This is a genomic window from Bradyrhizobium sp. JR3.5 (genome assembly GCF_054057015.1).
Genome location: NZ_JBSRYV010000002.1, coordinates 4,660,629 through 4,673,609 on the forward strand (window position 1 = coordinate 4,660,629; position 12,981 = coordinate 4,673,609).

The window sequence follows — 12,981 nt, forward strand, 5'->3', positions numbered from 1 at the left end:
TGGTTAAGTGAAAGTGAATGGCTGATCCGCAGCCGCAACCGGGGCGGGGGCCCTTGACGGCACCGGCAGGGCGGGCGATTTAAGTAAATATGTTCCTGCAGTTCTTCACATCGCTGCGCGACGCCCAGGTCCCCGTGACGCTACGGGAATATCTGACCTTGATGGAAGCGCTTGACGCCGATCTCGCCGAACAGACCGTCGAGAACTTCTACTATTTGTCGCGCGCCGCCCTGGTGAAGGACGAGCGCAATCTGGACAAGTTCGACCGCGTGTTCGGCACCGTGTTCAAGGGGCTCGAGAGCCTGCTCGATGCCATGGGCAAGGCGGAGATCCCCGAGGAGTGGCTGAAGAAGCTCGCCGAGAAATATCTCACCGAGGAAGAGAAGAAGCAGATCGAGGCCATGGGCTGGGACAAGCTCATGGAGACCTTGAAGAAGCGGCTCGAGGAACAGAAGGGCCGCCACCAGGGCGGCAGCAAATGGATCGGCACCGCCGGCACCTCGCCGTTCGGCGCCCACGGCTACAATCCCGAGGGCGTGCGGATCGGGCAGGAGAAGAACCGCAACAACCGCGCCGTGAAGGTGTGGGACAAGCGCGAGTTCAAGGATCTCGACGGCAATGTCGAGCTCGGCATCCGCAACATCAAGGTCGCGCTGCGGCGGCTGCGCAAGTTCGCCCGCACCGGCGCGCCCGACGAGCTCGACCTCGACACCACGATCAAGGAGACCGCCAACCACGGCTATCTCGACGTGCACATGCGCCCCGAGCGGCGCAACGCGGTCAAGGTGCTGGTGTTCTTCGATATCGGCGGTTCGATGGATTCGCATATCGAGCAGGTCGAGGAATTGTTCTCGGCCGCCAAGAGCGAATTCAAGCACATGGAATATTTCTACTTCCACAACTGCCTCTATGAGGGCGTCTGGAAGCAGAACAAGCGGCGCTTCACCGATCGCACGCCGACCTGGGACGTCCTGCACAAGTATCCGCACGACTACAAGGTGGTGTTCGTCGGCGACGCCTCGATGTCGCCTTACGAGATCATGGTGCCAGGCGGCTCGGGTCGAGCATGTCAACGAGGAGGCCGGCTCGGTCTGGCTCGACCGCATCACCCGCACCTATCCGCACGCGGTGTGGCTCAATCCGGTGGCGCAGAAGCACTGGGACTATTCGGAATCGACCACCATCATCCGCCGCCTGTTCTCCGAGCGCATGTATCCGATCACGATCGAAGGTCTGGAGAACGCGATGCGGGAGCTGGTGCGCTAAACGCGCAACGCGTCGCGCGCCGACGGGCGCGCCAACAACATCCAGGGAGAGCTCCATGCCCCAGAACATCCACCGCGGCATCAAGGTGATGATCGACGAGGCCAATGCCGAGATCGAGACCATCAGCGCAGCAGATGCGATTACGCTGATCGGCAAGAACGACGTCGTCATCGTCGACATCCGCGATCCCCGCGAGATCGAGCGCGACGGCAAGATCCCCGGCGCGTTCTCCTGCACCCGCGGCATGCTCGAATTCTGGATCGATCCGAACAGCCCCTACGCCAAGCCGATCTTCCAGGAAGACAAGAAGTTCATCTTCCACTGCGCCGGCGGCCTGCGCTCGGCGCTCGCCGCCAAGACCGCGAAGGACATGGGCCTGAAGCCGGTCGCCCATATGGGCGGCGGCTTCGCCGCCTGGCGCGAGGCCGGCGGTCCGATCGAGGCGTGGGAGCCGAAGAAGAAGGGCTAAGCGGCGCTGGTTCCTTATCCGCCGTCATTCCGGGGCGCGCGCAGCGCGAACTATGGTGCGCAATTGCGCACCTGAGAATCTTGCAAGACAACCTCTGGATCCCGGGTTCACGCTTCGCGTGCCCCGGAATGACAAGAAGGAATGATCATGACGACCACCGACGATCCGCTCGTTTCGACCGAATGGCTGGCTGCGCATCTCGGCGACGCCAACGTCAAGGTGCTTGACGCGACCTTCAAGCTGCCCGGCGTGCTGCCGCTGCCGAAGGACGATTATCTCGCCGCGCATCTGCCCGGCGCCGTGTTCTTCGACGTCGACGCGGTGTCCGATCATTCCAATCCGCTGCCGCACATGTTCCCGAGCGCCGAGCAGTTCGGCCGCGACGTCGGCGGGCTCGGCGTCAGCAATACCGACACCGTCGTGATCTATGACGTCGGCGGCTGGGTCGCCGCGCCGCGCGCCTGGTGGATGTTCCTGTCCTATGGCCATCGCAATGTGCGCATTCTCAACGGCGGCCTGAAGAAGTGGCGCGCCGAGGGCAGGGCGGTCGAGAGCGGCGAGGTGAAGCCGAAGCCTGCGACCTTCAAGGCGAGCTACGATCCGAAGCGCGTGCGCAGCATCGAGCAGATGATTGCCAATGTCGAAAGCCGCGCCGAGCAGGTGATCGATGCGCGCGCCGCCGAACGCTTCGAGGGCCGTGCGCCGGAGCCGCGGCCGGGCATCCGCGCGGGCCACATCCCGGGCGCCCGCAACGTGCCCTACAACCAACTGTTCGATGCCGCGACCGGCGAGATGAAGCCGCTCGACGATCTGCGCAAGTCGTTCAGTGGTGCCGGCGTCAAGCTCAACGCGCCGATCGTCACGAGCTGCGGCTCCGGTGTTTCGGCCGGTGTGCTGACGCTTGCGCTCTATCGGATCGGCGTCACCGAGAGCGCGCTTTATGACGGCTCATGGTCGGAATGGGGACAGGCGAGCGGCCCGCCGATCGCGACGGGGCCCGCTTGAGAAATACCTTCTAGCGCCGCGTAAGCGGCACCAAGGTCGGGTTGCCGAACGGGTCGAGCTGCTGCTGCTGAACGGCCTGCCGCACCGGCGGCGCGCGGACGATCCGCCGGCGCTCCTTGCGATGTACCGGCTTGCTGGTCGCACTGCGCTCCGGCTTCTTCGCCTCGGTGGCCTTCGGCGCGGCCGGCGCTTCGACAGCAACTTCGGGTCCCCCCAGCGTTGCGATCCTGCTCGCGGCTGCGATGGCCTCGGGTGACGACGGCGGTGCCGGCTCCGGTGCTGCCATCGCGGGCGCCGCTGCGGCGGGCGCGGGTTCGCTGGGTGCGGCAGGCGGATCGGCCACCGCGGCGACCTTGGCCTCGGCTGGCGCCGGTGCAGCTTCAGTGGAAACCGGTGCGGGCTGCGATGCGGGCGAGGGATCCGCGGCCGGAGGCTGTGGCGCGACCTCAGCGGACTGCGCTGGTGCAGGAGTTTCGACGGTCTGCGTTTCCACCTTCGGCGGGGCGGGCGGCGGATCATCCGCCTTCACCGCGGCGAGGTTCGCCGACTCGGCAGGAGGCGCGGCTTCGGCAGGAGCAGCCGGCTCGGATGCGACTGGCTCGGACGGCGTCGAGGGCGCCGGGCTGTCGGCCGCCGCCTTGTCTGCGGCTGATGGCTCGACCCGCACCATGGCGAGCACCGGCGGGGCCTCGGGCTGCTGCGCGAATTGCGGCTCGGGCGGGGCCCGGCGGGCCGGAATGCTGGCGAATTCCTCATGCGCCGCGCGAAACAGCGCGGCTGCCCCTAACCCGAACACCAGAAGCGACGTGGCCAGCACGATCGCGGCGAACAAGAAACGAAGGCCGGGGAGCATGGGCGCGGGTTCCCCCTTCTGCGGGAGGGTCTTTGATGTCGAGGGAACGCGGTGACCACACAAGAAAGCCGGCGTCGCGAGCGCGAATCAGGCCGATTCGAAGATATCGCAACCCTCGGAGACTGTTTGTTACAAAATGCGGGTGATTGATGACTTTGGGCAGGTGGACAAACATTCCCGACCCATGAGACATCTTTGCCGCAGCGCTGACGGCACATCACAAAAGCCCGAAACGGCCCGGATTTCGCTGATTTGTCTTGAATGCGCCGCTATCTTCCTGCATTGGGCCGTTAACAGTCCGGTGTGGCTTGGGGACTATAATAGAGCAATGATGATCAACCGCATTCTGACGATTTGCGCTGCCGCGGCTCTCGGCGTGGCGGGAACCTCGCTTGCGCGTGCGCAGCAGAGCTATCCGGCTCCCCAGGGCCCGGTCTATTCGGCCGCGCCGCAGCCCTACTCGCAGGGCAGCATGCCGGATTTCGAATCGCTCGACGATGAAGATGCGCCGCGCAATTCGGCCGCGCTGCCGCCGCCCGGCCCGGTGATGTCGCCGGATGACCCGCGCTATGGCCGCCCGATGAATGCGCCGGTCTATTCCGATCGTGGTGCGCCGTCCGGTCCGGTGATGTCGCCGGACGATCCGCGCTACGGCCGCCCGATGAATTCCCAGCCGGTCTACTCCGACCGCGGTGCGCCGACCGGTCCGGTGATGTCGCCCGATGATCCGCGCTATGGCCGGCCGATGGGGCCGCCGCCGGTGATCTATGGCGATCGTCCGGGCGCACAGCAAGCCAATCGCGACAATGGCGTTCCGGCCGCTGGTGTGTCCTACGGCGACGATCGCGGCGGCATGCGTCCGCCCGAGGGCGTGACCGGAGCGGTGCCGCAGCAGCAGGCGCCAGTCGATGCCAATGGCAAGCCGGTGCAGATCGCGGCGCTGCCGGCGGACGAGCAGCCGGAAAGACGGCCCGGCGCAACTGGCCCCGAATCTGCGGCGCCAGGAAGTGGCGTTCGCGACCAAAGAGCCGGCCGGCACGATCGTCGTCGATACGCCGAATACCTACCTCTATTACATCCTGGGCAATGGCCGGGCGATCCGTTATGGCGTCCGTGTCGGCCGCGACGGCTTCACCTGGACCGGCGTGCAGAAGATCACCCGCAAGGCCGAGTGGCCGGATTGGCATCCGCCGACGGAGATGATCGAGCGTCAGCCCTATCTGCCGCGCTTCATGGCCGGCGGACCCGGCAACCCGCTCGGCGCCCGCGCGATGTATCTCGGCTCGACCGTGTACCGTATTCACGGCACCAACCAGCCGTCGACCATCGGCAAGTTCGTCTCCTCGGGCTGCATCGGCATGCTGAACGAGGACGTCTCGGACCTGTTTGAACGCACCAAGGTCGGCACCCGCGTGGTTGTGCTGCCCGGCGGCGCCGCCCCGGGCACGACGACGGCTTCCGCCGCCGCCGCCGCCCAACCCGATGGCCCCCGCGCAGGCCCAGGCCGCGCCGCTGCCCGGCACGCAGCCGACCTCGGTCCAGCCGCTGCCCGCGCCGGTCACGGTGCGCTAAGCCAACCGGCAAACTCATCATTGAAAAAGGCGCGCGAACAGCGCGCCTTTTTTATTTGCCGATCGATGTCCGATCTCAGGCCAGCCGCCGCGGCGGCTCGCTGCCCTTGGTGAAGGCGTCGATGCACGCGACCATCTGCTGATAGTGCGTCTGCAAGCTCTCGCGCGTCGCATAGCCGAGGTGCGGCGTGATCACGACGTTGTCGAGCTTGCGGAGCGGGTGATCTGATGGCAGCGGCTCGACCGAGAACACGTCGATGCCGGCGCCGGCGATCTTCTTCTCGCGCAGTGCCGCAAGGAGAGCGTCTTCGTCGACGATCGGCCCGCGCGCGGTGTTGACGAGATAAGCCTGTGGCTTCATGCGGGCGAGATCAGCGGCGCCGACCAGTCCGCGTGAGCGTGGGCTGAGCACGACATGGATGGTGATGATGTCTGATGTCGCGAACAGCTCGTCCTTGCTGGCGTAGCCGACGCCGGTCTCCTTGCATTTCTCCGGCGTCAGGTTGGGGCTCCAGGCGATCACGTCCATGCCGAACGCCTTGGCCATGCCGGCGACCTTGCTGCCGAGCTTGCCGAGGCCGATGACACCGAGCGTCTTGCCCTCGATCTCGGTGCCGGCAAAGCTCTGCCACGCCTCGCCGGCGTGCATCCGCGCATTCTCGCGGCCGATGCCGCGGGTCAATTCCAGGATCAGGCCCATGGTCAGGGCCGCGGTGGGATCGCGGCTATATTGGGTGCCGCACAGCACCACGTTGCGCTCCTTGGCGGCCTCCATGTCGATCGCGGCGTTGCGCATGCCCGACGTGATCAGCAGCTTCAGCCTGGGCAACGCGTCGAGCAGGCTGCGCGGGAACGCCGTGCGCTCGCGCATCGCGCAGATGATCTCGAAATCCTTCAGCTTGGCCGCTGCTTCCGCCTCGCTCGCGAACGGCTTGTCGAACACGGTGACCTCGACGCGGTCCCTGATCGCCGGCCAGTCGGCCAGCGAAAGCGCGATGTCGAAATAGTCGTCGAGGATTGCACAGCGGAGCCGCGTCATCGGAAAGGTCCATTCAGGGTGAGGGGCGACGGCGGCCAGTCAACCGTCGGGGAGCCCTGGATGGTCGCGCGCAATCGGCAGGCGCGCAAGCGGCCGCGGTCTCAAAAAGAGGCGATTGCCAGATGGCTCAGGATGGCTTGCGCGTCTTCGCGGTGCGGATATCGGCGAGCATCGAGCGGACCGCCGGCGACAGCGCCATCTGCTTGGCGCGGCAGGCCGGACCCGGGCCACGCATATAGTGCAGTTCCGGCCGGTAGGGATTGAAAGCCTTGGCAACGAAAGCCCGCCAGAAGGCGCTGAATTCGGCGAACAGCGTCGCCTCGCGTTTGGTCGTCGGGCGCGAAAGAGGGGCTGAAATGATGGTAGCCATGACGTGGCCTCAACTGTTTGGTCGCGGTTCTGCCGCGAAAATCGCCGTTTTCGGCGTTGAGAACGAGTTTTGGCCTGATTTATTAAAAGATAGTTTCAATTGTCGTGATTCGGCGTTCACATGGCGTCGAACCCGTAGTCACCCGTGGCGAATGGACGGAACGTGGTGAACGGATGGAAAACGACCGCCCCGCGGTTGCGCTTTCGGGGGCCGGCCGTTACATCGGCGACAGCAAAATTTCCACAAATCGGATCAATTCCAGGGACAGCGGATGGCTCGCCAGTTCATCTATTTCATGCAGGGTCTGACCAAGGCGTACCCGACCCGCAAGGTGCTCGATAACATCCATTTGAGCTTCTATCCGGACGCCAAGATCGGCGTGCTTGGCGTCAACGGCTCGGGCAAGTCGACGCTGCTCAAGATCATGGCCGGCCTCGACAAGGAGTATAACGGCGAAGCCTGGGTCGCCGAGGGCGCCCGCGTCGGTCTATCTCGAGCAGGAGCCGCACCTCGATTCCGCACTCAACGTTCGTGAGAACGTCATGCTCGGCGTCGCCAAGCAGAAGGCGATCCTCGACCGCTACAACGAGCTGGCCGTCAACTACTCGGACGAGACGGCTGACGAGATGACCAAGCTGCAGGACGAGATCGAGGCGCAGGGCCTGTGGGATCTCGACAGCAAGGTCGACCAGGCGATGGACGCGCTGCGCTGCCCGCCCGACGATGCCGATGTCACCAAGCTCTCGGGCGGTGAACGCCGCCGTGTCGCGCTGTGCCGCTTGCTGCTCGACCAGCCGGAATTGCTGCTGCTGGACGAACCGACCAACCATCTCGACGCCGAGTCGGTGTCGTGGCTGGAAGGCCATCTGCGCAACTATCCCGGCGCGATCCTGATCGTGACCCACGACCGCTACTTTCTCGACAACGTCACGGGCTGGATCCTCGAGCTCGACCGCGGCAAGGGCATCCCCTACGAGGGCAACTATTCGTCCTGGCTGCAGCAGAAGCAGAAGCGGCTCGAGCAGGAAGGTCGCGAGGACGCCGCGCATCAGAAGACGCTGGCCCGCGAGCAGGAGTGGATCGCATCCTCGCCAAAGGCGCGTCAGGCCAAGTCCAAGGCACGTTACCAGCGCTATGAGGAGCTGCTGAAACAGGCCAGTGAAAAGCAGACCCAGACCGCGCAAATCACGATTCCGGTTGCCGAGCGCCTCGGTCAGAACGTTGTCGACTTCGAAGGCCTCAGCAAGGGTTTTGGCGACCGCATGCTGATCGACGATCTCACCTTCAAGCTGCCGCCGGGCGGCATCGTCGGCGTGATCGGTGCCAACGGCGCCGGCAAGACCACGCTGTTCAGGATGATCACCAAGCAGGAGACGCCGGACAAGGGCTCCATCACCGTCGGCGAGAGCGTACATCTCGGCTATGTCGACCAGTCGCGCGACGCGCTCGACGGCAAGAAGACGGTGTGGGAGGAGATCTCAGGCAACAACGAGCTGATCCTGCTCGGCAAGAAGGAAGTCAACTCGCGCGGCTATTGCTCGTCGTTCAACTTCAAGGGCGCCGATCAGCAGAAGAAGGTCGGCGCGCTGTCGGGCGGTGAACGCAACCGCGTGCATCTCGCCAAGATGCTGAAGTCGGGCGCCAACGTGCTGCTGCTCGACGAACCGACCAACGACCTCGACGTCGACACGCTGCGCGCGCTGGAAGAGGCGCTGGAGGATTTTGCCGGTTGCGCCGTCATCATCAGCCATGATCGCTGGTTCCTCGACCGCATCGCGACCCACATCCTGGCCTTCGAGGGCGACAGCCATGTCGAATGGTTCGAAGGCAACTTCCAGGATTACGAAAAGGACAAGATGCGCCGGCTCGGCCAGGACAGCATCATTCCGCACCGCGTGAAGTACAAGAAGCTGACGCGTTGAATCGGTTCAAGCGGTCGACGCGGCCATCTTGCCGCGTTCGACTGTTCCCCGTTTGCAGGATCGTGACGGCATCGCGGCGCAATCTGCGGCCAGTTGTCGCTTTTCAAGCGCGCGGGATTGCGTAGATAGAGCGCTCCGCAATTCTCAATTCCGCGAGCCCCCCAACATGTCCGCACTATCAGACGCGCCCGTCCGCTCGAAGGGCCGGCCGCTGCGTCCCGTTCCCATGCTGATCTTCGGATCGCGCTGGCTGCAATTGCCGCTCTATGTCGGCCTGATCATCGCCCAGGGCGTCTATGTCGTGCTGTTCCTGAAAGAGCTGTGGCACCTGTTCGCCCATGCCTTCGATTTCAGCGAGCAACAGATCATGCTGGCCGTCCTCGGCCTGATCGACGTCGTCATGATCTCGAACCTCCTGGTGATGGTGATCGTCGGCGGCTACGAGACCTTCGTGTCGCGCCTCAATCTGCAGGGACATCCGGACGAGCCGGAATGGCTCAGCCACGTCAATGCCAGCGTGCTGAAGATCAAGCTGGCGATGGCGATCATCGGCATCTCCTCGATCCACTTGCTGCGCACCTTCATCGAGGCCGGTGCGCTGTCGTCCGGCAAGGGCACCTACACCGAGACCGGCGTGATGTGGCAGACCATCATCCACTGCGTCTTCATCCTGTCGGCGATCGGCATCGCCATCGTCGACAGGCTGTCGAACGACTCGATCGAGGGTGCCAAGCAGCAGGTTGGGCATTAGCCGGGACAACTAATAATGGTTGGCGCGGCGTCATCGCGCCGCGCGCTGGCCGAACAATGCCGGCGTGGTGATCCTGCCCAGCCATTCCGGGATTTCCTCGGCCCCGCGCGGGAATCCGCGCGCCATTGCGAGGATGAATGTGGTCTGCCAGACGCCGAATAGCACCAGCCAGGCCAGCCAGTCCGGGAATTTGACGATCGCGCCGTAAACGGCTCCGGCAGCTATGGCCGCGATCCAGTTCACGACAACGCTGTCGAGCCGCCTGAAGCCGGGATTGGTCAGCAGGACGCCGAGAATTGTGATCGCGCCGCCAACGGCTCCTCCGACGCTGCCGATGACGTAGCCCATGAACGGATTATTGCCGAGCGTGTCCCTGACCTCGGCGGGGGTGGCGGTTGTGTCGGCGGTACCGGCGTCAGCGGCGGCGACAGCTCTCGAATACTGGCCGAGCGACTGAAGCGTGACGCTGCTGGCATCGTAGGCCGCGATCCAGGCCGCTGACGTCACCGCAACCACCAATGCCAGCTGGAACCGGTCCTTGACGCCAAAGATGAAGTTGCAGGTCGCGACCACCAATCCAAATATCACGCCGGGCAGGATCGTTATTCCACCGGTCGGCGTCGAATCCACGAACGAATATTGCAGAACGCCGGTGGCATACCTCACGGTAATGAAGCTGCCGACAACCGAAAAAAGCGCCAGCACGACGAAGGGCCAACTGGATCGGCCGCGCGATTGCGCGCGCTCGGCCGCCAGCATGCGGTCCACCGCGGCTCGCGTCTCGGCCGCGGCACTGCCCTGCGGCTCCAGGATCGTGACCGCCTTGAGATAGGCCGGGACCTGGCCGAGCGGGGTCGGCGCCATCATCACCGGCAGCACGCGATTGCTCGGGTTCGGCCATTTGGCTCGGGCAAAGGCGAGCTCGCTCAAGGTGTAGCGTCCCTTGGTCACCGATTCCGGGCTGATCAGGAACACCATAAAATCGCTGCTTTCGATGGCTTTTTCGACGCGCGCATCGAAGCTGTCGCCCGGCGGGAGATCGTCGTGCGAAAAGAAGACGTCATGGTCGCAATTGCGCAGGGACTGAGCGATGTTGTCAGCCTGCGATTCCAATTCGGAGGGAAATGACAAAAATATGCGCATGGCAAAACTTACCACCCAGAATTGAATTCTGACATTACCGAATCCACGTTGCAATGCCTGTTTCCGCTAGTGTGCTGAATGCGAAGTTCGTGCGATTTCGCGGCAGCCGCTTTCACGAACTTCGCATTCATAAAGCACACTAGAATCATAAGTTTGCTAGTGTCCTTATCGAATCCGAAGTTCGCTCCGAAGGTGCGGCGAATGATACGAATTTCGGATTCGGGACATTAGGTGAGATCGATCATGAAATGGCCAGCCACCATCGTCACATGCGCGGTGCTGCTGTGTGCGCCGCTGCAACGGCCCGCATCAGCCGCCGACGCCGCGTTCACCCAGTTCATCGCCTCGCTGTGGCCGGAGGCCAAGGCGGCCGGCGTGTCGCGCGAAACCTTCGATCGCGAAACGCGCTCCCTAGAGCCCGACTACAAGCTGCCCGACCTGATCCTGCCCGGACGTCCCAAGACCGGCGCGCCGGCGCAGGCCGAGTTCGTGCAGGTGCCGGCCGACTACATCAAGGAAGCCTCGATCGCGCGGCTCGCCGCGGAGGGGCAGCGGCTGCTGCAGAAGTATCGTCCGTCGCTCGACGCGATCGAGAAGCGGTTCGGCGTTCCCCCCACCATCGTGTTGGCGATCTGGGGCCGCGAGACCGACTACGGCCGCTATTCACTGCCGTACGACACGCTGCGCGTGGTGGCGACGCAGGCCTATGTCGGCCGCCGCAAGGATCAGTACCGTACCGAGTTCATCCTCGCGCTGAAGATCCTCAGTGAGGGGGCCGTGACGCGCAAGGAGCTGCGCTCATCCTGGGCCGGGGCGACCGGCTACACCCAGTTCCTGCCATCGGAATATTACAAGCACGGCGTCGACCTCGACGGCGACGGCCGGGTCGACATCTGGCACTCGGTGCCGGACGCGCTCGCCTCCGCCGCGCAGCAGCTCGTCAACAAGGGCTGGCAGCCCGGCGTGCGCTGGGCCTATGAGGTGCAGGCGCCGGGCAATGCCGATTGCACGATGGGCGTGCCTGAAGTGACCAAGCCGATCAGCCAGTGGCTGCGGGCAGGCTTCGTGCCGGTGCGCGGGCAGAAGCTCAGCGCCACCGAGCAGGCGCAATCGGCCTCGCTGCTGCAGCCTGAAGGCATCTACGGTCCGGCCTTCCTGACCACGCCGAACTACTTCGTGATCAAGGAGTACAATTTCTCCGATCTCTACGTGCTGTTCGTCGGCCATCTCGCCGACCGCATGACGAGCCCGCAGCCATTCGCGACGCCGTGGTCGGCATCGAAGCAGCTGCGCTCGGCCGACGTCGAGGCGATGCAGCAGCAGCTGACGAAGATCGGGCTCTACAAGGACAAGCTCGACGGCAAGGCCGGGATGCAGACCCGCGCCGCGCTCGGCGCCTATCAGAAGCAGGCCGGGCTGAAGGTCGATTGCTGGCCGAGCGAGGCGGTGCTGCGCGCGATGAACGGACAGCGCTGACCTCCACAAGCCTGCCTGGTGGCGAAAAACAAAAACCCGGCCGCGAGGCCGGGTTTTCGAGGGTGATGCTGAAAGCGTGTCGGTCGATCAGTCACAAACCTGAATGCGACGGAAGCGCCAGCCGTAGCCGTCCCAGAAGCGCTCACGAACCCAGCGGCACGGAGCTTCTTCGACGTAGGTCGGGGCCGGTGCAACATAGACTGGGGCGGGACGGGCGCCTGCGATCGCACCGCCGAGCAGGGCGCCGCCGATCAGGCCACCGGCAACGCCGGCCGCGACGGCGCCGCCGTCACCAGCCTTGGCAGCCGGAGCAACCGCCAGCGAACCGGCAATCGTGGTAACGGCGACAAGGGCAGCTAAAGTCTTCTTCATGTCTTTGGCTCTCCTGGAAGATGGTGGCGTCGTGGTTCGGCGCCGGGTTTAGGTGACTCACACGCTGATCTCGAACTGCTGTCTCTTGCTAAACAGCGCAGAACAGTCAACCGAAAGTAAACGTCCGCAGGCTCATCGCGCAGAAAAGCGGTTTTTTCTGGCCTTCTACAGCAGATGTCCCGGAGAAACAGTCGGTTTTCCGGGACATCTGGTTCGAATTAATCGAGATGAACGGCGATCAATCGCAAACGCGGACTCGGCGAACGCGCCAGGTGTAGCCGTCCCAGAACCGCTGGCGCTGCCAGAAGCAATCGGGACCGTAACCGGGCTCGGCGACATAGGCCGGACCGGGCGCGTAGTAGCCATAGCCCGGACCGTAATAGCCGTTCTGCGAAGCGATCGCGCCACCGACGATGGCGCCACCGATCAATCCCGCAGCGACGCCAGCGGCGACGCCGCGTTGTGCCTGGGCGGGGGCGGGCACCGCCACAGCCGAAACCGCCAGAGTGGCGGCGGCGCAAAGCGCCAGCAATGTCTTCTTCATGACCTCACCTTTCTCACGGGAGCAGGGACAGCGTACGTTGGCGATCTGTCTCGCCTCAAGGGTTCCATATTCCGCTTGAATGATCAATGAACGACGCTGCCGTATTCGCGTCCAAATGCTTGCAGCTTTTGGCATATCTTGCAACGCACAAGCTTGTAGCCGCAGTGAACCGGTGCTTGTGGCGGTGGAAGCCGGGATTG

At 64.2% G+C, this 12,981-nt stretch carries 10 protein-coding genes and 3 pseudogenes; 7 read left to right on the forward strand and 6 right to left on the reverse strand.

Translation table 11 applies throughout. The annotated features are described in order from the left end of the window. Window positions 1-89: 89 nt before the first annotated feature. From ACVWW1_RS39280 to sseA, 3 genes and pseudogenes are all read left to right on the forward strand, one after another. Window positions 90-1,266 (forward strand): annotated as a pseudogene (locus ACVWW1_RS39280) (vWA domain-containing protein). Between the two features lie 55 nt (window positions 1,267-1,321). Further along, entirely contained in the window at window positions 1,322-1,735 is a 414-nt protein-coding gene (locus ACVWW1_RS39285; protein WP_016847778.1) for a rhodanese-like domain-containing protein, read from the forward strand. A 147-nt stretch (window positions 1,736-1,882) separates the two neighbouring features. Continuing rightward, window positions 1,883-2,740 carry a 3-mercaptopyruvate sulfurtransferase gene (gene sseA, locus ACVWW1_RS39290; protein WP_456659576.1) on the forward strand — a complete coding sequence of 286 codons (858 nt, stop codon included), beginning with the start codon at window positions 1,883-1,885 and terminating at the stop codon, window positions 2,738-2,740. Between the two features lie 10 nt (window positions 2,741-2,750). Here the strand turns inward: sseA and ACVWW1_RS39295 are convergent, their stop codons facing one another. Continuing rightward, window positions 2,751-3,593: a hypothetical protein gene (locus ACVWW1_RS39295; protein WP_456659577.1), complete on the reverse strand. Its 843-nt coding sequence runs from the start codon at window positions 3,591-3,593 to the stop codon at window positions 2,751-2,753. A 328-nt stretch (window positions 3,594-3,921) separates the two neighbouring features. Between ACVWW1_RS39295 and ACVWW1_RS39300 the strand changes: the two are divergent. Further along, a pseudogene (locus ACVWW1_RS39300) lies at window positions 3,922-5,165 on the forward strand (L,D-transpeptidase family protein). Window positions 5,166-5,240: 75 nt separating this feature from the next. Here the strand turns inward: ACVWW1_RS39300 and ACVWW1_RS39305 are convergent. Together ACVWW1_RS39305 and ACVWW1_RS39310 are read right to left on the reverse strand one after the other, a co-directional pair. Continuing rightward, window positions 5,241-6,203, reverse strand: coding sequence for a D-2-hydroxyacid dehydrogenase family protein (locus ACVWW1_RS39305; RefSeq protein ID WP_456659578.1), 963 nt, complete (start codon window positions 6,201-6,203; stop codon window positions 5,241-5,243). A 127-nt stretch (window positions 6,204-6,330) separates the two neighbouring features. Continuing rightward, the gene (locus ACVWW1_RS39310) at window positions 6,331-6,573 is read right to left on the reverse strand and encodes a hypothetical protein (protein WP_456659579.1); all 243 of its coding nucleotides are present in this window, start codon (window positions 6,571-6,573) and stop codon (window positions 6,331-6,333) included. Between the two features lie 271 nt (window positions 6,574-6,844). Here ACVWW1_RS39310 and ettA point away from each other — a divergent pair. Together ettA and ACVWW1_RS39320 are read left to right on the forward strand one after the other, a co-directional pair. Then, a pseudogene (gene ettA / locus ACVWW1_RS39315) lies at window positions 6,845-8,495 on the forward strand (energy-dependent translational throttle protein EttA). 166 nt (window positions 8,496-8,661) lie between these two features. Beyond that, window positions 8,662-9,246 carry a TIGR00645 family protein gene (locus ACVWW1_RS39320; protein WP_456659580.1) on the forward strand — a complete coding sequence of 195 codons (585 nt, stop codon included), beginning with the start codon at window positions 8,662-8,664 and terminating at the stop codon, window positions 9,244-9,246. A gap of 30 nt (window positions 9,247-9,276) precedes the next feature. Here ACVWW1_RS39320 and ACVWW1_RS39325 read toward each other — a convergent pair whose 3' ends face one another. Next, window positions 9,277-10,389, reverse strand: coding sequence for a toll/interleukin-1 receptor domain-containing protein (locus ACVWW1_RS39325; protein ID WP_456659581.1), 1,113 nt, complete (start codon window positions 10,387-10,389; stop codon window positions 9,277-9,279). A 243-nt stretch (window positions 10,390-10,632) separates the two neighbouring features. Between ACVWW1_RS39325 and ACVWW1_RS39330 the strand changes: the two genes are divergently transcribed. Next, window positions 10,633-11,865 (forward strand): lytic murein transglycosylase, encoded by a 1,233-nt coding sequence (locus ACVWW1_RS39330; protein ID WP_456659582.1) that lies wholly within the window; start codon window positions 10,633-10,635, stop codon window positions 11,863-11,865. A gap of 87 nt (window positions 11,866-11,952) precedes the next feature. Here ACVWW1_RS39330 and ACVWW1_RS39335 read toward each other — a convergent pair whose 3' ends face one another. Both ACVWW1_RS39335 and ACVWW1_RS39340 read right to left on the reverse strand, forming a co-directional pair. Next, the gene (locus ACVWW1_RS39335) at window positions 11,953-12,237 is read right to left on the reverse strand and encodes a hypothetical protein (RefSeq protein ID WP_029084043.1); all 285 of its coding nucleotides are present in this window, start codon (window positions 12,235-12,237) and stop codon (window positions 11,953-11,955) included. Window positions 12,238-12,475: 238 nt separating this feature from the next. Further along, window positions 12,476-12,781, reverse strand: coding sequence for a hypothetical protein (locus ACVWW1_RS39340; RefSeq protein WP_050422015.1), 306 nt, complete (start codon window positions 12,779-12,781; stop codon window positions 12,476-12,478). Window positions 12,782-12,981 lie beyond the last annotated feature (200 nt).

Excerpts from the sequence above, each read along its gene's own strand:
- ACVWW1_RS39340 (WP_050422015.1), bottom strand. The coding sequence starts at position 12,781 with ATGAAGAAGACATTGCTGGCGCTTTGCGCCGCCGCCACTCTGGCGGTT.
- ACVWW1_RS39310 (WP_456659579.1), bottom strand. The coding sequence starts at position 6,573 with ATGGCTACCATCATTTCAGCCCCTCTTTCGCGCCCGACGACCAAACGC.
- ACVWW1_RS39330 (WP_456659582.1), top strand. The coding sequence starts at position 10,633 with ATGAAATGGCCAGCCACCATCGTCACATGCGCGGTGCTGCTGTGTGCG.
- ACVWW1_RS39295 (WP_456659577.1), bottom strand. The coding sequence starts at position 3,593 with ATGCTCCCCGGCCTTCGTTTCTTGTTCGCCGCGATCGTGCTGGCCACG.
- ACVWW1_RS39335 (WP_029084043.1), bottom strand. The coding sequence starts at position 12,237 with ATGAAGAAGACTTTAGCTGCCCTTGTCGCCGTTACCACGATTGCCGGT.
- ACVWW1_RS39305 (WP_456659578.1), bottom strand. The coding sequence starts at position 6,203 with ATGACGCGGCTCCGCTGTGCAATCCTCGACGACTATTTCGACATCGCG.
- ACVWW1_RS39285 (WP_016847778.1), top strand. The coding sequence starts at position 1,322 with ATGCCCCAGAACATCCACCGCGGCATCAAGGTGATGATCGACGAGGCC.
- sseA (WP_456659576.1), top strand. The coding sequence starts at position 1,883 with ATGACGACCACCGACGATCCGCTCGTTTCGACCGAATGGCTGGCTGCG.
- ACVWW1_RS39320 (WP_456659580.1), top strand. The coding sequence starts at position 8,662 with ATGTCCGCACTATCAGACGCGCCCGTCCGCTCGAAGGGCCGGCCGCTG.
- ACVWW1_RS39325 (WP_456659581.1), bottom strand. The coding sequence starts at position 10,389 with ATGCGCATATTTTTGTCATTTCCCTCCGAATTGGAATCGCAGGCTGAC.